The 21,848-nt window shown below is 52.5% G+C and carries 15 protein-coding genes and 3 pseudogenes; 13 read left to right on the forward strand and 5 right to left on the reverse strand.

Features of this window, described 5'->3' with window-relative positions; translation table 11 throughout:
• The 8 genes from OGV77_RS13370 to OGV77_RS13405 form a co-directional block, all read left to right on the forward strand.
• The coding region (locus OGV77_RS13370; RefSeq protein ID WP_502873697.1) for a phage tail tape measure protein at positions 1-369 on the forward strand (369 nt) is incomplete at its 5' end.
• Positions 370-702, forward strand: a complete 333-nt coding sequence (locus tag OGV77_RS13375; RefSeq protein ID WP_286502747.1) for a phage tail protein — start codon at positions 370-372, stop codon at positions 700-702.
• A gap of 8 nt (positions 703-710) precedes the next feature.
• Positions 711-1,406, forward strand: coding sequence for a phage minor tail protein L (locus OGV77_RS13380; RefSeq protein WP_286502748.1), 696 nt, complete (start codon positions 711-713; stop codon positions 1,404-1,406).
• An 11-nt stretch (positions 1,407-1,417) separates the two neighbouring features.
• Entirely contained in the window at positions 1,418-2,152 is a 735-nt protein-coding gene (locus OGV77_RS13385; RefSeq protein WP_286502749.1) for a C40 family peptidase, read from the forward strand.
• Positions 2,050-2,727 (forward strand): tail assembly protein, encoded by a 678-nt coding sequence (locus OGV77_RS13390; protein ID WP_286502750.1) that lies wholly within the window; start codon positions 2,050-2,052, stop codon positions 2,725-2,727. Before OGV77_RS13385 ends, OGV77_RS13390 begins: the two co-directional genes overlap by 103 nt.
• Positions 2,728-2,798: 71 nt before the next feature.
• Positions 2,799-6,179 carry a phage attachment tail tip protein J gene (gene gpJ, locus OGV77_RS13395; RefSeq protein ID WP_286502751.1) on the forward strand — a complete coding sequence of 1,127 codons (3,381 nt, stop codon included), beginning with the start codon at positions 2,799-2,801 and terminating at the stop codon, positions 6,177-6,179.
• Positions 6,180-6,247: 68 nt separating this feature from the next.
• Positions 6,248-8,995: a prophage tail fiber N-terminal domain-containing protein gene (locus tag OGV77_RS13400; protein ID WP_286502752.1), complete on the forward strand. Its 2,748-nt coding sequence runs from the start codon at positions 6,248-6,250 to the stop codon at positions 8,993-8,995.
• Positions 8,995-9,576 (forward strand): tail fiber assembly protein, encoded by a 582-nt coding sequence (locus OGV77_RS13405; protein WP_286502753.1) that lies wholly within the window; start codon positions 8,995-8,997, stop codon positions 9,574-9,576. The genes OGV77_RS13400 and OGV77_RS13405 overlap by 1 nt, the downstream gene beginning before the upstream one ends.
• On the opposite strand, the pseudogene OGV77_RS13410 reads toward OGV77_RS13405, so the two are convergent.
• Positions 9,548-9,673: pseudogene (locus OGV77_RS13410) on the reverse strand (tail fiber assembly protein); the annotation flags it as partial. The gene OGV77_RS13405 and the pseudogene OGV77_RS13410 sit on opposite strands and share 29 nt — an antisense overlap.
• A gap of 9 nt (positions 9,674-9,682) precedes the next feature.
• On the opposite strand from OGV77_RS13410, the pseudogene OGV77_RS13415 reads away from it, so the two are divergent.
• A pseudogene (locus OGV77_RS13415) lies at positions 9,683-9,820 on the forward strand (helix-turn-helix domain-containing protein); the annotation flags it as partial.
• A 122-nt stretch (positions 9,821-9,942) separates the two neighbouring features.
• Positions 9,943-10,316, forward strand: a pseudogene (locus tag OGV77_RS13420) (HumD family translesion DNA polymerase).
• A 47-nt stretch (positions 10,317-10,363) separates the two neighbouring features.
• Here OGV77_RS13420 and OGV77_RS24745 read toward each other — a convergent pair.
• From OGV77_RS24745 to OGV77_RS13430, 3 genes are all read right to left on the reverse strand, one after another.
• Positions 10,364-10,480 carry a YnaM/YnfT family protein gene (locus tag OGV77_RS24745; protein ID WP_352477250.1) on the reverse strand — a complete coding sequence of 39 codons (117 nt, stop codon included), beginning with the start codon at positions 10,478-10,480 and terminating at the stop codon, positions 10,364-10,366.
• A gap of 737 nt (positions 10,481-11,217) precedes the next feature.
• Positions 11,218-11,445, reverse strand: a complete 228-nt coding sequence (locus OGV77_RS13425) for a hypothetical protein (protein WP_080625050.1) — start codon at positions 11,443-11,445, stop codon at positions 11,218-11,220.
• A 300-nt stretch (positions 11,446-11,745) separates the two neighbouring features.
• The gene (locus OGV77_RS13430) at positions 11,746-11,964 is read right to left on the reverse strand and encodes a cold shock domain-containing protein (RefSeq protein ID WP_080625051.1); all 219 of its coding nucleotides are present in this window, start codon (positions 11,962-11,964) and stop codon (positions 11,746-11,748) included.
• A 365-nt stretch (positions 11,965-12,329) separates the two neighbouring features.
• Between OGV77_RS13430 and OGV77_RS13435 the strand changes: the two genes are divergently transcribed.
• Both OGV77_RS13435 and OGV77_RS13440 read left to right on the forward strand, forming a co-directional pair.
• Entirely contained in the window at positions 12,330-12,494 is a 165-nt protein-coding gene (locus OGV77_RS13435; protein ID WP_216350678.1) for a YnfU family zinc-binding protein, read from the forward strand.
• A gap of 155 nt (positions 12,495-12,649) precedes the next feature.
• On the forward strand, positions 12,650-21,232 hold the full coding sequence (locus OGV77_RS13440; protein WP_286502755.1) for a glycoside hydrolase family 94 protein: 8,583 nt from the start codon (positions 12,650-12,652) through the stop codon (positions 21,230-21,232).
• A gap of 19 nt (positions 21,233-21,251) precedes the next feature.
• Here the strand turns inward: OGV77_RS13440 and OGV77_RS13445 are convergent, their stop codons facing one another.
• Positions 21,252-21,485, reverse strand: a complete 234-nt coding sequence (locus OGV77_RS13445; protein ID WP_080625052.1) for a YnaE/YdfK family cold shock protein — start codon at positions 21,483-21,485, stop codon at positions 21,252-21,254.
• A 153-nt stretch (positions 21,486-21,638) separates the two neighbouring features.
• Here OGV77_RS13445 and OGV77_RS24750 point away from each other — a divergent pair, with 153 nt between their 5' ends.
• Entirely contained in the window at positions 21,639-21,815 is a 177-nt protein-coding gene (locus tag OGV77_RS24750; RefSeq protein WP_216350677.1) for a YnfU family zinc-binding protein, read from the forward strand.
• Positions 21,816-21,848: the final 33 nt, after the last annotated feature.

The raw sequence follows: 21,848 nt of genomic DNA on the forward strand, positions 1-21,848 counted from the left end.
GGCGGTGTTTATGACTCACCTTCATTAAGTGCCTACAGCAACGGCATCTATGACAGCCCGACCCTGTTTGCTTTTGCAAAGGGGGCTGGCGTGTTTGGTGAAGCTGGTCCGGAAGCCATTATGCCTCTGGCGAAAACGACTGACGGTACGCTGGGTGTCAGGGCGCTGGGTGACCCGGGTTCCTCTGGTAGTGGTATGAATGGTGGGATTGTTTATTCACCTGAGTATCACATTACCATTCAGAATGACGGGCAAAACGGGGAGATAGGGCCGCAGGCATCGCAGATGCTGGTCAAAATGGTCGACACGCGTGTCATGAGTATCCTGAGAACTCAGGGCCGCGATGGCGGCATGCTGGCGGGAGGATAAGTGAAAACCTTTCATTGGGCACCCAGGGAGGGGATGCAGTCTTCTGTTTCCCCTTCGGTGACAACCATAAAATTTGGGGATAGCTATGAGCAACGTCGCCCGACCGGACTCAACCATCAGTTAATTAACTTCCAGCCTGTTTTCCGTATCACGTCGGACAATTCCCGCACCGCACTTGAAGCGTTTCTGGCCGAGCACGGAGGATATAAAGCCTTTCTGTGGCGACCGCCAAAATACAACCGCACAATAAAAGTTGTCTGCCGGGAGTGGTCTGTTACGGACAACGTCGCGTATTCCGATTTCAGCTGTAAATTTGAGCAGGTCATTGCTTAAGGATCTTTATGCAAGATATTCCTCAGAACACCCTCAACGAAATCACGAAAACCGAACAGTCGGCCCGCATTGATTTGTGGGAAATCGACCTGACGGCCTTTGGTGGCCAGCGCTACTATTTTTCAAATGAACTGAACGAGAAGGGCGAGCCGGTCACCTGGCAGGGCCGGAAGTATGACGTTTACCCGATACAGGGAACCGGGTTCGACCTGTCAGGGAAAGGGACTACCGCCCGCCCGACGCTGGCGGTGTCGAACCTGTTTGGCATGGTTACGGGACTTGCGGTAGATATGCAGAGCCTCGTCGGGGCCACGGTGGTAAGGCATGTTGTGTACGCCCGTTTTCTCGATGCGGTGAACTTTACAGGCGGCAATCCGGAGGCCAACCCGGAACAGGAAGTGGTCAGCCGCTGGGTGATTGAACAACTGTCGGAGCTGAAAGCCACCACGGCGACCTTCGTGCTGGCCACACCGACCGAAACGGACGGCAGCGTGTTTCCGGCGCGGATCATGCTGGCTGATGTCTGCAACTGGACCTACCGTTCTGATGAGTGTGGTTACATCGGGCCGCCTGTGGCGGATGAGTTTGATAAGCCCACGGCAGACCCGGCAAAAGATGCCTGCAGCAAATGCCGTACCGGCTGCGAGCTGCGTAATAACCTGCCGCGCATCGGCTGCTTCCTCTCGATTAACCGTCTTTCCTGATGGATACACACATGAACAAAACACTCCTGGCGCATGCTGCTTCGTGTGCGCCCGCTGAATCATGCGGCTGGGTGGTGAACACGCCAGCCGGGGAGCGGTATTTTCCCTGCCAGAATCTTTCCGCTGAACCGACCCTGTATTTCCGCATGGATCCGGCTGATTACCTTCAGGCGCAGGCGGCAGGCGATATGGTGGCCCTGGTCCACAGCCATCCCGATGGCCTGCCGTTTCTCAGCGATGTTGATCGCCGCCTGCAGGTTCAGAGTGGCCTGCCGTGGTGGCTGGTCTGCGATGACCGGATATACAAATTTCGTTGCATGCCGTTCCTCACCGGGCGGGCATTTGAGCATGGCGTGACGGACTGTTACACCCTGTTCCGCGATGCGTACCATCTGGCCGGTATTGAGATGCCGGATTTTGCGCGGAAGGAGGACTGGTGGACGCAGGGGGATAATCTGTATCTGGATAATCTGGAGGCGACCGGCTTTTACTGGGTGAATGCCGCAGAGGCACAGCCCGGAGACATTCTGATTTGTTGTTTTGGTTCATCGGTTGCCAATCATGCTGCGATTTACTGCGGCGATGGCGAGCTGCTGCACCATATTCCTGATCAGCTCAGTAAACGCGAGAGGTATACCGACAAATGGCAACGCCGCACACACTCGATATGGCGACACCGGGCATGGCACGAGTTTGCCTTCACGGGGATTTACAACGATTTGGCCGCCGCTTCAGCCTCAGTATAAAAACGGGGGCCGAGGCCATTTACGCGCTGGCCATGCAGGTTCCGGGCTTCCGGCAGAAAATGAATGATGGCTGGTATCAGATACGCATTGCAGGCCTGGATGTGAATGAAACCAGCCTGTCAGCCCGTCTGCACGAGCCGCTGCCGGAGGGGGCCATTATTCATATTGTCCCACGCATGGCTGGGGCTAAATCCGGTGGTCTGTTCCAGGTGGTGCTGGGAGCAGTAGCAATAGCCGCGTCCTTTTTTACAGCAGGGGCTTCACTGGCAGCCTGGGGAGCAGCGTTATCTGCCGGTGCTATTTCGGCATCCTCGGTTCTGTTTTCTATGGGGGCGGCCATGATGCTGGGTGGTGTGGCGCAGATGCTGATGCCGCAGGCAAAAATCCCCTCGTCCCGGAAGACCGATAACGGCAAACAGAACACCTATTTTTCGTCACTGGACAACATGATGGCGCAGGGTAATGCCCTGCCGGTGTTATACGGTGAAATGCTGGTCGGATCCCGCACGATCTCCCAGGAAATCAGCACACGGGATGAAGGTGGCGGGGGGCAGGTGGTGATCATCGGTCGCTGACTTACTGCAGCATATTTGTATTTACATAGAACCGCCTCCGGGCGGTTCTGTCGTTTCAGAGGGAACAGATTATGGGTAAGGGTGGTGGCAGCAGTGAAACACCGCATGAGGCTCCTGACGACCTGAAATCCAGTCAGATGCTGACGGTAGTTGATGCCATCTGCGAGGGGCCGATTGAAGGTCCTGTGGACGGGCTGAAGAGTGTCAGAATTAACAAAACGCCGGTCCTCGACAGCGACGGTAACGCGATGGTTCATGGTGTCACCGTGGTTTACCGCGTGGGGGAGGATGAGCAAACCGCGATGGAGGGGTTCGAAGACTCCGGCGCTGAAACCCTGCTGGGTGTGGAGGTGAAGAAGTCAGAGCCGGTAACCCGCACGATTACCACTAAAACGCTGGACCGTCTGCGCTTTACCTTTGGTGTGCAGTCTCTGGTTAGTACCAGTACCAAAGGCGACCGCAACCCGACCAGCGTACAGATGCTGATCCAGTTTCGCCGGGACGGGCTGTGGCGAACGGAACGGGATATCACCATTACAGGTAAAACAACCACGCAGTTTCTGGCATCTGTGGTGATCGATGATTTGCCGCCCCGGCCGTTTGAAGTCCGCATGCAACGTATCACTGATGACAGTACGACAGACCTGCTGCAGAACAAAACGGTGTGGTCGGGCTATACCGAAATCATTGATGTAAAACAACGCTATCCGAATACCGCCGTTATCGGGGTAAAAGTGGACGCGGAGCAGTTTGGCAGCCAACAGGTCACGCGAAACTATCTCCTGCGCGGGCGTATCGTACAGGTGCCGTCGAACTACGATCCGGTAAAACGGACATATACGGGAATATGGGACGGGACGTTTAAACCCGCCTGGACAGATAATCCGGCCTGGTGTGTGTTGGATATGCTGACTCATCCGCGCTATGGCATGGGAAACCGCATTGGTGTTGCTTATGTGGACAAGTGGGCGCTGTATGCCATTGCACAGTACTGCGATCAGCCTGTTCCTGACGGTTTTGGCGGGACAGAGCCGCGCATCACCTGCAATGCGTATCTGACGGACCAGCGTAAGGCGTGGGACGTGCTGGGGGATTTCTGTTCCCTGATGCGCTGCATGCCGGTCTGGAACGGCAGTACCCTGACCTTTGTGCAGGACCGGCCCGCCGATAAAGTCTGGACCTACACACAGAGTAATGTGGTGATGCCCGCTGACGGTGCGCCGTTCATCTACAGTTTTAGTGCCCTGAAAGAGCGCCACAATGCCGCCGAGGTGCGCTACACCGACCCGAACAACGGCTGGGAAACGTCCACCGAACTGGTGGAAAACGACGCTGCCATCCGGCGCTACGGTCGCAATGTTCTGAAGATGGATGCATTTGCCTGTACCAGCCGTGGGCAGGCGCACCGCGCCGGACTGTGGGCCATCACCACCGAATTGCTGGAAACGCAGACGGTGGATTTTTTCGTGGGGGCCGAAGGACTGCGACATGTTCCCGGCGATATCATTGAGGTCTGCGACAGTGATTATGTCGGCGTGACCGTGGGCGGACGCGTTCTGTCGGTCGACAGCCTGTCCCGTACGCTCACCCTGGACCGCGAGGTGGAAATACCGCCAGGCGGCAATGTGGTGCTGAACCTGGTGGGCAGCGATGGCCAGCCTGTTACCGTCGCGGTCACCGCACATCCGGCCCCGGACCGCGTGACCGTCAGCCAATTACCCGATGGCGTGGCGGCGTACAGCGTGTGGGGGCTGAAACTGCCGGACCTGCGCCAGCGCCTGTTTCGCTGCGTGGCCATACGGGAGAATGATGACGGCACGTATGCCATCACCGCCGTGCAGCATGTTCCGGAGAAAGAGAGCATCGTGGACAACGGTGCGAAGTTTGACCCGTTGCCCGGCACAGGTATCACGAACACACCACCCGCTGTGCAGCATCTCACCACGGAGATTCTGGCAGAGGACGGGCAGTATCAGGCGCGGGCGCGCTGGGACACGCCGCGCGTGGTGAAAGGCGTTAACTTCTTCCTGCGCCTGACGGTGAAAGCGGAAGATAACAGCGACCGCCTGGCCAGCAGCCTGACCCTGACCGAAACGGAGCACTCCTTCCGCAACCTGACGCCGGGGCGCTACACCCTGACGGTGCGGGCGGTGAACACCCAGGGCCAGCAGGGTGAGCCTGCCAGCACAGATTTCAGCATCGCCGCACCGGCTGTACCGTCTTATGTTGAGTTGACTCCCGGCTATTTCCAGATAACCGCCACCCCGCGCCAGGCGGTATATGACCCCACGGTGCAGTATGAATTCTGGTTTACAGATACGCAGATTGCCGATATCCGCCAGGTGGAAACCGATGCGCGTTATCTCGGCACCGCGCTGTACTGGATTGCAGCAAACGCGAATATCAAACCCGGCAAGGATTATTACTTCTATATCCGGGCCGTGAACCAGGTCGGAAAATCGGCGTTCGTGGAGGCTAAAGGGCAGGCCAGCAACGACGCGGCGGGTTATCTGGATTTCTTCAAAGGGAAAATCACCGAAAGCCACCTGGGTAAAGAGCTGCTGGAGAAGGTGGAGCTGACGGAAGACAACGCCAGCCGGCTGGATCAGTTTTCGGAAGAGTGGCAGGACGCGAACGGCAAGTGGAATGCCATGTGGGGCGTGAAGATAGAACAGACCGAAGACGGGAAGCACTATGTGGCTGGTCTGGGCCTGAGCATGGAGGATACGGAAGAAGGTAAACTGAGCCAGTTCCTGGTGGCGGCTGACCGTATCGCGTTTATCAACCCGGCGAACGGCAATGAAACTCCGATGTTTGTGGCGCAGGGCAACCAGATATTTATGAACGAGGTGTTCCTCAAATATCTGACGGCCCCGAGCATCACCAGTGGCGGGAACCCGCCGACCTTTATGCTGACGCCTGACGGCAGGCTGACTGCCCGTAATGCGGATATCAGCGGTAATATCAGCGCGAATTCCGGCACCCTCAATAATGTGACGATAGCGGAAAACTGCACCATTAACGGGACAATGCGGGCAGAGAATATTGTCGGCGATATCGTTAAAGCCGTGGGGCGGGCTTTCCCCGGAAGCGCTAATTACCCGAATGGGACCCTCACGGTTCAGATACAGGATGACCACCATTTTGACAGGCAGATAATCATTCCCCCCATCACCTTTGCAGGAGGAAAGGCAAAATCAGAGACAAGCAACGAGATATGGACAGACTGTGGGCTTGTGGTGAAGCACAACGGCAGAGAGATATACAACGCAGAACCCGCGATTACAGCGAGATCATTCAGCAGGGTTCTTGATATGCCAGCCGGAGGTGGAAATGTGACGCTGAGCTTCACGGTTTCATCCAGGGGGTATGGCGGCGGGGCCTGGGCTGATATCAGCAACCTGCTGGTCATGGTGGTGAAGAAGAACAGCACGGGGATCAGCATTTACTGATACCTGAATCCAGAAACGAGCGCCTGAATGGGCGCTTTTTTATTGCTGAAAACAAGAGGTAATGACATATGTCAGTACAAATTTCTGGCGTATTAAAAGACGGGGCGGGGAAGCCGGTACAGGGTTGCACTATTCAGCTGAATGCGAAGAAAACCAGCCCGACCGTTGTTGTGGAGGTTATTTCATCCACTGTTACGGACGCGAACGGCCACTACAGCATTGAGGCTGAACCGGGTTATTACAGTGTGTCACTGATGCGGGAAGGGTTTCCGCCCTCTGTGGCTGGCGACATTTACGTGGCCCCGACCGATGCGCCGGATACCCTGAATGCGTTTCTCGATGCACCAAAAGATGCAGATCTGCGCCCGGAGGTGATGAAACGCTTTGAAGAAATGGTAAACCGTGTAGTGGATTTGAGCGGTGCAACAGAAAAGGATCGGGAACGCGCCGAACAGGCTGCACAGTCAGCGGAACAAAGTAAGGATTCGGCAGCCCTTTCTGCAACGGCTGCAGCAGAGTCACAGAAGCAGGCAGCACGCTCTGCAGATGCTGCTGATGTGTCTGCCCGCTCTGCTGATGATAATGCCCGACAGACCGCGCAGGACGTTCTGGCCTGTGCAGCGGATGCGGACAGTGCGGCAAAGTCTGCACAGACAGCGACGGAGCAGGCCGGACAGGCTAAAATCGCCGCCGATACGGCACAGAAAGCGCAGGAGGAAGCGGGAGTTTCGGCACAGTCAGCCGCAGGAAGTGCCGGAAGTGCTGCTGCAGCAGCACAAACAGCGGGTGAACATGCCGGTAATGCAGCCGCATCGGAAACCTCTGCGCGTGAAAGCGCCCTCACGGCCACGCAGGCGGCAGAACAGGGTGATAACAGCGCGGCAGCTGCAGTGCTAAGTGAACAGCATGCCAGGGAGTACAGCGAAAAGGCTGCTAAATCAGAGGCTGCGGCATCAGCCAGTGCAGAATCGGCATCTTCCAGTGATGCATCAGCCATGCAGTCAGCCGAAAAGGCTGAGAAACAGAAAAATGCGGCCGCTGAGAGTGTCACCCGCGCAGAACAGGCCAGAGATGAGGCGCTGACTTCCCGGAACGAGGCAGTGGAGGCCGCTGAAACAGCGGCGACAGACGCTGCGGAGAAAGCCGCAGGCAAGGTTTCGGAGCAACTGAAAGCCGCTGTAGCTGATGATACTCAGCGCGCCGAAGCCGCAATGGCTGGCGCTGAAAGCGCGGCAGTAGCCTCACAGGGATACCGTGATGAAGCGAGGGATATTGCTGAAAGTCTGAAGCCAGGAGACGCCAGCACCACGCAGAAAGGGCTTGTTCAGTTAAGCAGCGATGACGACAGCGACAGTGAAGCCTATGCAGCGACACCGAAAGCCGTTAAAAAAGTCAAAGGCCTGGCAAACCAGAAGGCCCCACTGGACAGTCCGGATCTGACAGGGACTCCAACTGCCCCCACGCCGCCATTAAGTGTCAGTAACAAACAGATTGCGAATACCGAGTACGTTCAGGCTGCGGTTGCTGCATTAGTTGGCTCATCCCCTGAAGCTCTGGATACGCTGGCTGAGTTAGCGCAGGCATTAGGAAATGATCCTAACTTTGCAACCACGATGCTCAATGCGTTAGCGGGTAAACAGCCGCTAAATGAAATACTGACGTCGCTGTCCGGGCTGTCTACCTCCGGAAGTAAATTGCCATTTTTTAGCAGTAAAAATACGTTGATGTTGACGGATCTGACGACGACCGGGCGTGGGTTGATTGCTAAAAACTCAATAAATGAAATTCTCACATACCTTGGTTTGGTAGAAACGATAAATTTAGCAGCTGGCGCGGTGCCTTCAACGCGCAGAGTAAACGAAAAAGCGCTTACAGGTGATATTTACATCACCTCACAGGATATTTTTAACGGGCAAGTCTTGATGATTGGTGCAGACCAAAATCTGGACAATTTCCAGACGCCGGGGCTGTATGTTCAGGATATGAATGTTAATACCAGTGCGGCACTGAATTACCCGGAGAATAATGCAGGTTCTCTGATGGTACTGAGAAGCGCCGGAGTGACACAGATTTACCGCGTGTACAACTCATCCCGCAGTTATACACGTAGCAAGTATTCAACGCAGGCATGGACTCCCTGGGTACCTGATGATTCTTTTCCGGTCGGCGCACCTATTCCCTGGCCGTCTGATACAACTCCGCAAGGGTATGCTTTAATGCAGGGGCAACCTTTCGATAAAGCAGCCTATCCATTGCTTGCGATTGCGTATCCATCGGGTGTTATCCCGGATATGCGAGGCCAGACGATTAAGGGTAAACCGAACGGTCGTGCGGCACTTTCGTATGAACAGGATGGTGTTATATCGCATACCCACGGAGCCAGCGCATCCAGTACGGATTTGGGAACTAAAACCACATCATCGTTTGATTACGGCACTAAGACTTCAAACACTACCGGTGACCATAACCACAACAGAGGTACTATGGAAATTACTGGTACTCTCGGTTACTTCAGAAGTGATAATAGTAGCTTCTATACAGCAAGTGGAGCATTTACACTTGGTGGCTCTGCAGCGGCTAAAAGTTTTACAGGTTCTAATTTTACTTATGGTGTTCCTGTAAACTTTAACGCTTCCAGAACCTGGTCTGGCGTCACAAACACTACGGGTAACCATGCGCACTCTGTTGCAATTGGCGCTCATGCACACTCCATTGCTATTGGTTCACACGGACACTCCGTCACTGTTAACGCTACTGGTAACGCGGAAAACACTGTCAAAAATATTGCGTTTAACTATATTGTGAGGCTTGCCTGATGACTTTTGAAATGACAGGAGAAAACCGAACTATTACTCTCTACAACCTTCGTGCAGATACAAATGAATATATTGGGAAATGTGAAGGGTTTATCCCTGCTAATACCGGATTACCTGCTTACAGTACCAATATTTCTCCGCCGCCAGCGAAGGCCGGTTTTGTCGCTGTATTTAATCTTAAGTCAGAAAAATGGTCACTGGTTGAGGACCATCGAGGGAAAATTGTCTACGACATTCAAACCGGGAAAGCTACCACAATTGACCAGTTAGGTAAGTTACCTGACGATGTTGTTTCCGTTGCGCCGGAAGGCCATTTTGTTAAGTGGAACGGAGCACAGTGGGTCCACGATACCGATGCGGAAAATGAACATCTTCTGATGTTGGCGGAACAGGAAAAAATAAATCTTCTGGCGGTTGCAACATCCGCTATAGCTCCCTTACAGGATGCTGTTGATCTCGACATGGCAACGAAGGTTGAAACCGCACTTTTACTGGAGTGGAAGAAATACCGTGTCTTGCTTAACCGGGTAGATACCTCAAATCCTGAATGGCCTACTTCCCCGAATATTCAGGCCAGTTAATATCAGGGGCGGAAGACAAATCGAGGCGGCGTAACTCAGTACGATAGCTTCGCAACGCTGCCAGTTCTGTTTCCTCGCTGGCTGATATATCGCCGTCTTTTGTGCAAGACGACTAAAGTTAACCGCAGAAGAGTGGGCTCAGGCTGGAAGGTTGATAGCTGCAGGTGAGTCAAGAAAACGTGTGGCTATAATTTACGATGTAGGGAGGGCGACGCTATACAAAAAATTTCCTGCGCGGTGTTGAGAAGACACCACCGCCTCGTCGTATGCAAGAACGGGCGACGGCGAACTGGCGAACGTTCGATAGTGCGGGTATTGAATGATTACCAGATTACTACTGTTCACCCCAAACGGAGGATTTTAGCTATGGGGTTCCCTTCAACTGCCAGTGATTACGTTGAAACGAGGATCTCACTCGATCAGCAGCTTATCAACCAGCAACGACTTACTTCATGCGGGTATCACGTTCACATTTCAGGGAAGGGATACTCCAGGGGCGCTGCTTGTGGTAGAGACATCACTTACTGCCTGCGATGACTCACTGCTGATATGTGCAATCGACGGGGAAGCGATATCGGACTCACCCTCAACCCAACCTGATTAATCTGGAGAGCGGGCGAAAGGAGGCGCTGCCAGTAGATGATGACGGATACGGTTCTGCACCCGCTATATTCTGGGTGATTACTTACATCATCAATGATGCTAGGAATGCAGAGTTTGATGATTGCCCGGCCATGTGAGCACATTATTGCTAAGTGAAGTATGAAGTGGGGTTACGTGGTTGAGGCTAATTATCATTTCTGTCTGGATTGTTAGACAAACCAATCCCTACTTTTACCGCAGCGAACAACATGATGCACAGAGTGGTAATCGCGGCAAATACCAATAAGAGACTAGTAATCATAGAGCTTCTTAATGTCAGATGAATTCAATTGTCAGACAACTGTATAGGGAAAAGGTTCCTGGCAATTATCGTGCTTGCTATTCAAGAGGATATTACAACCCGATAGAACGTAGTTGGCTGGTAATCTGTCGATAGTTTCACCCCAATAATCCCCTGAGTTTCCCCGTACAGAAAACAGGCATAAAAAAACCAGCCGTAAAGTCTGGTTCTTAAAGGAGTTTTGGTCGGCACGAGAGGGTTTGAACCTCCGCCCCCCGAGACCCCATGACGGTGGCTACTGTTTTTAGGATTGCTATGTGCTAAAAGCGGAAATAAATAACAATTGTTCGATAATCACTTTTAGTGATCAGAAGCATGAAATCCCCTGCAGCAATATGCAGGGGCTTATATATGATGCCGGGTGCCTCCCGGTAAGACTTTGGGTAACCTCCCATGACTCGCTGCTTCAGTCGTGCATGATGAACATTCCAGCATAGAAGTCATCAGGTTAATTAGCCCTGCCGCTCAGAAGGATTCATCATAAAAGGCAAGATAGCATGAAGAGGGTGGGAGAGATATCGGCATTTAATCAGATAACAAAGAATATTTCTCTCATGTCAGTGTAGGTATTAAAATGTTGAATATGAAAAAAAGCCTGCTGTTAGCAGGCCGTAAATATTTTTAACTCATTTTTTGTTCGCTTCTGATAAATATGGTAAGAATGCAATCAAACGTGAAGCAGAGAGCATAAAAAAAAGCTATAAATATTTCCTTGCAGCATCAAGTATCTCCTGTGACGTTAACTCCCTGTCAGAAGCTACGTAAACAATACCATGAACGCCAGTTAAGGAAGGAAAGCCTGCAGACATAATCCGAAGATGCGTTTCTTCACCGTTCGGATATTCCTGCCTGATAGAGGATATACCTTCCAGAACAGTCATGACTTTACAGGATTCAGCATTAAAGAAAACAAGGACTTTTATCATATTCCACTACCCTGTTCTCTCGTGGATGTAAACAGTCAGATGCCATAAGGTAAAAGCAAAGACGTGATGCTTTCGGAGGCAGCCTCGCCTCTTACGCACTTTATTATTTAACAAGCAGTTAGCTTCTGCTTTCAGACTTTTATGCAGCAGTCCTGCACTTCATCACATCGGTCAGCACACTCATAATTGCGAAAAAATATGCTGACCTGATATTAAGAATAAACGACTTTTATCTGATTTAAGTTATGGAACTGTCTACTCAGGAATAATTATTCATCGTTATCGCAGATCCACAAAGATTTATTTATCGCAAAGTATTACGTTTGCAGCAGCAGGGCCTTTGTCACCACTGTGAATGGCGAATTCAACTTTCTGTCCTTCAAATAAGGTCTTAAAGTTGTCGCCGTTAAGCGCAGAAAAATGAACAGAGATGTCTTTACTACCATCAAGAGGAGAGATGAAGCCAAACCCTTTGTCTTCGTTAAACCATTTTACCAAACCTTTAATTCTTATGGTCATACCAACTCCTGCTACACATGATTGTATTGATAGTAAACGTATAGTATTAAACGTATGGACTCAAAAGGGGGGGATATCAGCGATAACACCTGGTAATGAGGACTACACGGAAAATGTTTAACGTTCGTCTGTACATTGAACTGATGGGATTCATTAAGGCACGGTAATTAATAATAAGCAAATTATATTTTAGCCATCCAGAGAATCTGCAAGAGAAATTAAACTGGCAAAGGCCTCAACCTCCCTTCAGGGTGCCTGTGGTTGCGAATATCTACCTCTCCTGAATTTCAGTGCCTCAAAATAAATAGATTAAAACTTAACCACATGTGATACGGTGAAGCTCGTTCATTGAAAGGTTAATGGTTATGTCTATTATCAATTACGCAATGAAACTCTTCACCAGTGCGTCTACCGCCACTGCCGTCTGCCCTGTTTGTGGCTTAAAATCGGCTCAACTTCTGTCAAAAATCCGGCGCAATCAGGCCATGCTTTGCCCTGGATGTAAGGCTCTGTTTATCTCCCGACGCTAGCGCGGCCAAAAAACGCAGACAAAACTCATATTCTATACTTAAGTCAAATCCCGGCAGCTGTTAAATCCCTGATGCCTTACGCCCATCCTCAGAGAACGTTTCTGAACTGATTTTGCAACTGCTCCTGCATGCTAACTCTGCATCAGAGCAATGCTATGAAAATGAACCCCAGGGCGTGGTTTAACCGCTCCCATATTCCGATGAATGCTACCGAAAGCGTAACGTTTTCGGCGAACGATCCTGCCGGTGAAAGCACTCTGCAGTCAGAACTCTTTTCGACCGCCCAGATGGAACGCTATGGTCAGAAGCTCGCCCGGACCCATAAATTATCGCCGGATAAACATCCTTATTATCTTCTAAAAAGACTCGGCGAGAATGAGGCCATCATCACCCAAAGCTGTTATGAGTTTAACGCGGGTAAAAAGACCAGCATCATGCCTGCTGGGGAGTGGTTGCTGGACAATTATTATCTTATTGAGGAACAAATCCGCACGGTCCGCCAGCACTTGCCGAAAAGCTTTGGTAAAGGTCTTCCGTCGCTGATGTCGCCGCTGAATTGCCCACGAATTTATCATATCGCATCTGAGGCAGTTGCTCACGGTGATGGCCGCTGGGATGCCGCGAGCCTGACCAGCTATCTCACTGCCTATCAACAGGTGACACCGCTGACGCTAGGTGAAGTCTGGGCGCTACCGGGAATGCTGCGCCTGGCGCTGATTGAAAATCTTCGTCGTATCAGCATGGAAGTGATAAATGCGCAGCAGGACAGAAACCTTGCCGATACGTGGATAACCAGGATTTTCGAATGTGCAGAGAATGCCCCTGGCGATTTAATCATGGTGGTTGCCGATATGGCACGCTCCCGACCTACGTTAACCAGTGCGTTTGTCGCAGAGCTGGTGCGGCGCCTGCAGGGGCATGGCAATGCGTTGTCGTTACCTCTGACCTGGGTTGATCAGTGCCTTCGGGAACAGGGGATCACCACCGACGTTCTCATACATAATTTCAATCAACAGCTTGCCGCCAGCCAGCTATCTGTCAGTAACAGCATCGCGGGTCTGCGATTACTGAGTGAAACGGATTGGGCTGATTTCGCCGAAACGATAAGTGTCGTCGAACAGGCATTACGCAATGATCCTGCCGGTATCTATCCCCGGATGCACTTCAATACCCGGGATCATTACCGGCACGTTGTTGAGGTCCTGGCCAGGGACAGTGGTCTCAGCGAGCCTGAAGTTGCTGACAGGGTGCTGACGCTTTCAGGGAACAGTGCTCCCGATACACTGGAACATCATGTTGGTTATTATCTCGCAGGCGAAGGTCGGCAGGCGCTGGAAATTCATCTGTTAGCAGACACCTCAAGGCTCATGCGCTTGCGGCACAGTTTCAACAGAATAACCCTGCTGTCATGGCTTGGAAGCCTGGCGTTGTTGACAATCGCAACGACCGCAACGATTTTGCACGAAACAGCCATGCAGGGCGCAGACTGGCTGTTGATCGCGGTGATATTCCCTCTGATTATCGCTGTAACTCAGTTAATGAGCGATTTACTCAGTGACGCAACCACCCGTTTTCGCGTTCCTCGCCCCTTGCCGCGGATGGATTTCTCAACCGGCATTCCCCCTGACAGCGCCACTCTGTTAGTCATCCCCTGCATGCTGACCAGCCACGAAAGTTTCAGCCAGCTCCTCACCAGTCTTGAAGTCTGCTGGCTGGGGAATGAAAACGAAAATCTCAGGTTTGCGCTGCTCACTGATTTCGCTGATTCTGCAAATGAACCCTCGCCGGAAAGCCAGATGCTGCTCAGACAGGCGATCGCCGATACGCAGGCGCTGAATCGCCGCTATCCCTCCAGCCGCCCACGTTTTTATCTGCTACACCGCCAGCCTGAATGGAACCCCGCGGAAGGAACGTGGATGGGCTATGAACGCAAGCGGGGAAAACTGGCGTTACTGAATAGTTGGTTGCGCCATCCGGGGACACAATTCGTCAGCGTTGCAGACATGCCTGCTAACCTTTTACCGGGCCACATTAAATACGTCATTACCCTGGACAGTGATACGGTGCTGCCGCGCGATACGGCGCACAAACTGGTCGCGACGATGGCGCATCCGCTGAATACGCCAGAGTATGATCCGGTACGCCAGAGGGTTGTCAAAGGATTTGGCATTTTACAACCCGGCCTTGCGGAGGAGATACCACGCAACGGTCAGGGACGTTACGCCGCCATGCGCAGCAGCACACCAGGCAATAATCCCTATTCGATGATGTCTTCGGATATCTATCAGGATCTTTTTGGGGAAGGATCGTTCGTGGGCAAAGGGATTTACGATGTTGACATTTTTATGCAAGCCACTGCCAACACCTGCCCGGAAAACCTGGTTCTCAGCCATGATCTACTCGAAGGATGCTATGCACGTTCGGGTCTGCTGAGTGAGGTGTTACTCTATGAACAGTACCCGAATAATTATCTGTCGGATGTTGCACGCCGTTCACGCTGGATCCGGGGTGACTGGCAACTGCTTAACTGGCTGAAACCACGTGTCAGAAGAGCCGATGGAACCCGGACCAGGAATCCGCTGACCGCGCTTTCTTACTGGAAATTACTCGATAATCTGCGTCGCAGTCTGGTCGCCCCTTCATTACTGGTATTGCTGTTCTTCACACTGCTAGGGGTACCTAATCCGGTTTACTGGCTGGGCGTACTGTCGCTGATATGGCTGTTGCCAACCATCCTCTGCATCACCTATGACCTGCTGCATAAACCTCTGCGTCGCCGCCTGAAGCCGCATCTGTTACTGGTAGGGGCGGGCGCGCTGAAGCGTTTGTCAGGTATCGGCCTTAATTTTGCGATACTGCCGCACGAAGCCGGATATTCGCTAAAAGCGATCGCCGTGACGTTATGGAGATTGGGGATCAGCAGGCGTCACCTCAGCCAGTGGTTCAGCCACAGCCTGGACAGCAATCAGGCCGGACCCACTGTCGCGCGTTTTTATCAGGCGATGTGGCTGAATGTTGCATGTGGTGTGATGCTGATAATACTGACCGGACAATTTGCTCCACAACTGCTGGGGATTGCGTTGCCGATCGGTTTGTTATGGTGTGTGGCACCGCTGCTGATGAGCTGGCTGAGTCGCCAGCCTGCGCGTAAGGTGTTTTCGCCCAATCCGGAACAAAAACAGCTGTTGCGCCAGACAAGCCGTGAAATCTGGGCGTTTTTTGAAACCTTTGCAACAGAAAAAGAGAACTGGCTTCCGCCTGATAACTACCAGGAAATACCGCAGCCGACGGTGGCCCATCGAACCTCTCCTACCAATATTGGCCTTTCCCTCATGGCTAACCTGACGGCATGGGACTTTGGCTACCTGCCCGGCGGGGAAGTGCTACGGCGCGTGTCGCTCACGCTCGACACAATGGATAAAATGGAGCACTACCGGGGCCATCTCTACAACTGGTATGACACTCGTACGCTGGCCCCCCTCAGCCCACGCTATATCTCAAGCGTCGACAGCGGCAACATGGCAGGGCATTTGTTGACACTGCGTGCAGGGCTGTCCGCCATGCGTCATCAGCCAGTTTTAAACCGCCAACAGATACTGGCAGGACTGAACGATACGCTGGATATTCTGGAAAAACAGTGGGGTCAGAACCCGCCTGACAGCTTGCGGTTGCTGCGAAAACACTGCCTGAGCGCGGTGTCGCTCTCTCCGCAGACATTTTTCAGCGAGCTGAAAAATATGCGCACCCAGTGCAATCACCTGAACACGCTATGCCATCAGGGATCTCCTCTTCAGATGCGTTGGGCAGGACATCTGGAGCATCAACTGGTTCAGGTTTGCCATGAGTGGTCGCTGCTGCTTGGCTGGTTACCCGCATCCTGGAACGAACAGACGCTGCCGACTTTGTGCGAGCTTGCCCGCGCAACATTTACTGGCGCAGGAACCCCCCCGGCGTCAGCGACGGAGCAGGCCCGGATGCGACTCAATATTATCACTGAACTTGAACAACGGTTGGATGAGCATGCCCGGATGGATTTCGCCTTTCTGTACAGCGAAGCAACCAGTCTGCTCAGTGTTGGCTATAACTGTGACACGAATATGTCTGACAAGAGCCACTACGATCTTCTGCCGTCTGAAATCCGCCTGACCAGCTTCCTTGCCATTGCCACTAATCAGCTACCTCTTAAAAGCTGGTACGCGCTGGGGCGACTGTTCACCACCATTGACAATGAAACAGCCCTGATGTCATGGAGCGGGTCAATGTTTGAATACCTGATGCCGAATCTGGTAATGCCCACCTGGCCTGGCAGCCTGCTCGATGAAATGAGTCAGTCGGCGGTTATGCGCCAGATTCATTGGGGGAAAGAACGCGGAGTACCGTGGGGCGTTTCAGAGTCTGGTTATCATGCTTTTGATGTTCAGCATAATTATCAATATCAGGCATTTGGTGTGCCGGGTCTCGGCCTGCGCAGGGGGCTTGCTGATGACATGGTTGTCGCCCCTTACGCCACACTGCTGGCGTTGATGGTTTCCCCACAGAAAGCCTGTGAGAACCTGATAAGGCTGCAAAAAAATGGCGCACTTGGTGAATACGGTTTTTATGAAGCGCTGGACTATACTCCCTCACGCCTCGCAACCGGTCAGCTCTATGCGGTGGTTCAGTCCTGGATGGCGCATCACCAGGGGATGGCGTTTCAGGCGCTGGCTCATGTGCTGCTTGACGCCCCGATGACTGAACGCTTCATGTCCAGTACGGTCTTCCGCTCAGCGAGCCTGCTGTTACAGGAACGCGTGCCGGATGCAGTCGATCTGTACAGTCCGCGCCGTCATTTTGAATCTCATGAGGGCAGGGTCAAACCCGTTCGCTATGAACCCCGTATTTTCTATGGCGTGGACACGCCGGCCCCGGATATTCAACTGCTGTCCAACAACCATTATCATCTGATGTTGACCACGGGCGGCGGCGGCTATAGTCGCTGGAATAATATTGCGCTCACGCGCTGGCGCAGTGATACCACCCGCGATAACTGGGGAGCATTCTGCTATATCCGCGATATACAGACGGGGAATGTGTCGAGCAATACCTGGCAACCGACAGCCCACACCAGCGGGCATGACGAGGAAGTGATATTCACCGATGCGAGTGCTGAATTCAGACGCTCTTTCGATGGGCTCAGCATCAAAACTCAGGTTGTGATCTCCCCAGAGGATGATATTGAGTTGCGACGACTCACACTGATTCATCGTGGTCGCCAGCCTCGCTCTCTGGAACTGACAACCTATGCCGAAGTGGTACTGGCGCCTGAAGCCAGCGATCTGGCACACCCGGCATTTAGCAATTTGTTTATTCAGACGGAACTGGATCCTGAGCGTGACGCTATTCTTTGCCACCGGCGCCCGCGTTCTCCGGGTGAAGAGAGTCCCTGCCTGTTTCACATGATGGTGGTGCATGGCGATAACCGTCATAACGTTTCGTTTGAAACAGACAGGGCAAAATTTCTTGGTCGTGGCAGAAACCCTGCGGATGCCCAGGCAATAAAGGCAGGCGGAGCGCTCAGCAACACGTCGGGGTCAGTGCTGGATCCGATCCTGGCAATACGCCACGCCATCACTCTGCAGCCGGGGCAGCCGGTCACGATTGATATCATTTATGGCATCAGCGAGACCCGCCAGCAGAGCCTAGCATTGCTGGAAAAATACCGCGATTACCCTATCGCTGATCGCGTATTTGAACTGGCCTGGTCTCACAGTCTGGTGGTGTTACGCCAGATGAACGCCAGTGAAGATGATGCCACTTTGTTTAATCGTCTTGCCAGCGCGGTGCTTTACCCTGTCCAGGAGCTGCGCGCCGAAGGCCAGGCGATCAGCCGCAACCGGCGTGGTCAGTCCGGTCTGTGGGGCTGGGCAATTTCAGGTGATCTGCCGATAGTGCTGATCAGTATTACCAGCGAGGAAAGTATTGCTTCAGTGACCACACTGATTCAGGCACACCGTTACTGGAGACAGAAAGGACTGGATGTTGATTTGGTTATCCTGAATAACAGTCCCGGCGGCTACCAGCAGGGCTTACAAAATCAGATTATGGACTTAGTTTATGCCGGGTCTGAAGCCAGTCTGCTGGACAAAACGGGCGGTATTTTTGTTCGTAATGGCGAGCATCTCTCTGCTGAGGATAAGTTGCTTTTGATGAGCGTGGCCTGTCTTTATCTTGATGACCGCACAGGTAGTATCAATGAGCAGCTTAATCAGCGTACTCATACCCTTAAACCTCAGGCCAGAGCACTCATTCCACGGGCTGTACGCGAGCGTAATCAACATACGGACTGGAGTCCCGATATCAGTCAGTTATGCCATTTCAATGGGTACGGTGGATTTTCTCAGGATGGTCGGGAATATCAGATTGTTCTGCGGGAAGATGCGCAGACACCGGCACCCTGGTCAAACGTACTGGCAAATGCCCGTTTTGGCACTGTGATTTCAGAGGCGGGACAGGCCTACTCCTGGTATGAGAATGCACATGAATACCGGTTGACACCGTGGGAGAACGATCCTGTGAGCGATCGCAGCGGCGAGGCGTTTTATCTGCGCGATGAAGAGAGTGGTGAGTGTTGGTCACCGACGGCTTTACCTGTTCGCGGACATGGTGATTACCTGACCCGCCATGGTTTTGGTTACAGCGTGTTTGCCCATCGAGAGAATGGTATAGACAGCGAGCTGACGGTCCTGGTTGCCGAAGAGGCGCCGGTTAAACTGGCGCTCCTGACGCTCAGTAACTCTTCGGGTCGGACACGCAAACTTTCCGTCACCGGCTATGTGGAGTGGACGCTCGGAGGAACACGAACTCGCTCAGCCCCTCACATTGTGACACATGCGGCCAGACCACCTGGCGGCTGCGGAGTGCTGGCGAACAACTTTTATGGCGATAACGGTAGCGGTCGTACTGCCTTTTTTGCCGTCAGCGGTAATGACTGTTCGTTGACCGGGGACCGCCGGGAGTTTATCGGTCGTAATGGTTCTCTGCACGCCCCGTCGGTCATGAAGCTACGCAGGCTTTCAGGTAAAACGGGCGCCGGTCTGGATCCCTGCGGGGCAGTACAATCGGCGGTAACATTAATTGATGGGGATCAGAGGACGTTTATTTTTATCCTAGGCGCAGAGGAGAATCATATTCGAGCTCAGGAGACGCTTGCCCGTTATATGAATGAGGAGACGGTCCGCGAGGAGCTGAACCGGGTTCACAACCACTGGCACAATGTGCTCGATAAAATTGTGGCTAACACTCCCGACACATCGGTAAATTTACTGGTGAATGGCTGGCTATTGTACCAGACGGTAGCCTGTCGCCTGATGGCTCGCAGCGGTTACTACCAGTCCGGCGGCGCATTTGGTTTTCGCGATCAACTGCAGGATACGCTGGCGCTGAGCCATGCTGATCCGAACCGGATGCGAGAACAGATAATCCTGTGTGCATCACGGCAATTTATTGAGGGTGATGTACAGCACTGGTGGCACCCGCCACACGGCAACGGAGTGCGCACTCGCTGTTCCGATGATTATCTGTGGCTTCCGCTTGCCGTTTGCCACTATGTCGAAACGACGGGGGATATGGATGTACTGGAAACACGTATTCCTTATCTGGAGGGACGTCCGCTTCAGCCTGGTGAAGAGTCTGCCTATGATACGCCGGTGATCAGCGGTACCGAAGAGACACTCTGGTTACACTGCGTCAAAGCCATTAAGTATGGACAACAGTTCGGGGAGCATGGTCTGCCGCTGATGGGGGCTGGTGACTGGAATGACGGCATGAACCGGGTGGGGATTGAAGGCAAAGGTGAAAGCGTCTGGCTGGGCTTCTTCCTGTTCGACATTTTGCAGCAGTTTGCGGCGCTGGCTGATCGCAGGTTGGATGAAAGCGTCGCCTCAATGTGCCGTTCACAGGCTATGCGCCTGCAAATCAATCTCGAAGCCCACGCCTGGGATGGTGAATGGTACCGGCGTGGATATTTTGACGATGGTACTCCCCTGGGGTCGAAGGCTTCACAGGACTGCCGGATTGATGCGATTGCGCAGAGCTGGTCTGTATTGTCCGGGGCCGCAAGCCCGGGACGGTGCGCAATGGCCATGCAGGCGCTGGATAAGCACCTTGTGGATAACGAGGGGGGACTGATAAAACTATTAACACCTCCTTTCGATGGGCACGGTCCAAATCCTGGTTACATACAGGGTTACCTGCCTGGTGTGAGGGAAAACGGAGGGCAGTATACACATGGCGCTATCTGGGCTGTGATGGCATTTGCCCGAATGGGGAATGCCGAACGCGCTTGGCAACTCTGGTCAATGCTCAACCCGATAAATCATACTCTGAATACAGATTCGGCCGGGATTTATAAAGCTGAACCTTATGTCATGAGTGCTGATGTCTACAGTGTCGCTCCCCATACCGGACGTGCAGGATGGAGCTGGTATACTGGTTCTGCAGGCTGGGCCTGGCGTTTACTTACCGAGGAATTACTGGGGATAAAACGTTCCGGTGCTGACTTTACGGTTCATGCCAGGTTGCCGGATGGGTGGACATCTTTTTCTATGAGCTATCAATATGGCGAAAGCCATTATCAAATTAGTGTCTCACGCGGCGATGCAGAATATCGCGTGACACTGGATGGTGTTCTCCTCCCTGATGACAGAATACCGCTGAAGGATGATGGACAAAACCATATGGTTGAGATCATTCAGAACTGACACTGAGTCCGGAGGCGCATTAACGTCTGCCGTTAATGCGCTGATTATCCCTGAGAACATCAATCGCAGTTTGCATGGCGATTTTGTCATCCCGCCTTTTTTGTTTGTCCTGCATGAACTGAAGGTATTCCAGCAAGGTGCGGGTATTAATCGGTCGGCCCTGTTTACCCACAGCCAGCACGGCTTCGCCAAGAATAATTTTCACTGGCGGTAGTTGTGCCGGATACCAGTCAAGGGTGTCTTCTGATTTCATTATAAATCTCTCACGGAAGGGTAGTGTATCATAAATCAGACGTTCAATTTTCAATATTTGATATCCTGATTCAGACACAACTTAACATAACTTATGCCAGTTATTTTTATATTAAAGCGTATAATAATTACTGTATCCCTCAGAGAATTATTTATGTCTTATACAAAAGGGCTCAGGTATTTTAAAGAAAGACCGGTTCATGTTGCCTGCCCGGTATGCGCACACAAAGCTGATCAGAAAGCAGGTAAACTAAGAAAAGATGCAGTTCTTGAGTGCCCTGCCTGCGGACTGTTGTTCAGACCTTCAGAATGCTGGTGTATCGGCGGCTGATCAGCTTCTGCCTTTTAACGTAAGTGATGTCGG

Source organism: Citrobacter sp. Ce129, assembly GCF_030334545.1.
Taxonomy (GTDB): Bacteria; Pseudomonadota; Gammaproteobacteria; order Enterobacterales; family Enterobacteriaceae; genus Citrobacter; species Citrobacter europaeus.

What these genes read in the sequence shown, in the direction of transcription:
- OGV77_RS13390 (WP_286502750.1), top strand. Translation starts at nt 2,050, where the DNA reads ATGGCAACGCCGCACACACTCGATATGGCGACACCGGGCATGGCACGA.
- OGV77_RS13385 (WP_286502749.1), top strand. Translation starts at nt 1,418, where the DNA reads ATGAACAAAACACTCCTGGCGCATGCTGCTTCGTGTGCGCCCGCTGAA.
- OGV77_RS13435 (WP_216350678.1), top strand. Translation starts at nt 12,330, where the DNA reads ATGTCTATTATCAATTACGCAATGAAACTCTTCACCAGTGCGTCTACC.
- OGV77_RS13430 (WP_080625051.1), bottom strand. Translation starts at nt 11,964, where the DNA reads ATGACCATAAGAATTAAAGGTTTGGTAAAATGGTTTAACGAAGACAAA.
- OGV77_RS13380 (WP_286502748.1), top strand. Translation starts at nt 711, where the DNA reads ATGCAAGATATTCCTCAGAACACCCTCAACGAAATCACGAAAACCGAA.
- OGV77_RS13405 (WP_286502753.1), top strand. Translation starts at nt 8,995, where the DNA reads ATGACTTTTGAAATGACAGGAGAAAACCGAACTATTACTCTCTACAAC.
- OGV77_RS13445 (WP_080625052.1), bottom strand. Translation starts at nt 21,485, where the DNA reads ATGAAATCAGAAGACACCCTTGACTGGTATCCGGCACAACTACCGCCA.
- OGV77_RS24745 (WP_352477250.1), bottom strand. Translation starts at nt 10,480, where the DNA reads ATGATTACTAGTCTCTTATTGGTATTTGCCGCGATTACCACTCTGTGC.
- OGV77_RS13425 (WP_080625050.1), bottom strand. Translation starts at nt 11,445, where the DNA reads ATGATAAAAGTCCTTGTTTTCTTTAATGCTGAATCCTGTAAAGTCATG.
- gpJ (WP_286502751.1), top strand. Translation starts at nt 2,799, where the DNA reads ATGGGTAAGGGTGGTGGCAGCAGTGAAACACCGCATGAGGCTCCTGAC.
- OGV77_RS13400 (WP_286502752.1), top strand. Translation starts at nt 6,248, where the DNA reads ATGTCAGTACAAATTTCTGGCGTATTAAAAGACGGGGCGGGGAAGCCG.
- OGV77_RS13440 (WP_286502755.1), top strand. Translation starts at nt 12,650, where the DNA reads ATGAAAATGAACCCCAGGGCGTGGTTTAACCGCTCCCATATTCCGATG.
- OGV77_RS24750 (WP_216350677.1), top strand. Translation starts at nt 21,639, where the DNA reads ATGTCTTATACAAAAGGGCTCAGGTATTTTAAAGAAAGACCGGTTCAT.